Origin of the sequence: Solihabitans fulvus (genome assembly GCF_008386585.1) — a bacterium.
Taxonomy (GTDB): Bacteria; Actinomycetota; Actinomycetes; order Mycobacteriales; family Pseudonocardiaceae; genus Solihabitans; species Solihabitans fulvus.
In genome coordinates this window covers 1-233 of sequence record NZ_VUOB01000199.1, presented here as the reverse complement: position 1 = coordinate 233, position 233 = coordinate 1, and the positions used below count along the sequence as shown (strand labels likewise).

Here is a 233-nt window from a genome sequence, read left to right as displayed (position 1 = left end):
CCGGCACGTCCACCGGGACGCCGAACAGCAGCGGGGCGACGGCCCGCACCGCGGCGGAGCGCGCCGCGCCCCCGATCAACAGCACCCTGCGGGGCGCGACGCCGACCTCGCGCAGCGCGGCCAGGCCGTCGGCGAGGCCGCAGAGCATGCCCTCGACGGCCGCGCGCGCCAGGTTCTCCGGCGTGCAGTTCGCGCGGCGCATGCCGGTGAGCGTGCCGGCCGCGTCGGGCAGG

At 80.3% G+C, this 233-nt stretch carries 1 protein-coding gene; it reads right to left on the bottom strand.

Annotated features, from left to right (window positions below; translation table 11 throughout):
* On the bottom strand, positions 1 to 233 hold a 233-nt coding region (locus F0L68_RS41285), incomplete at both ends, for an FGGY-family carbohydrate kinase (RefSeq protein ID WP_240543047.1).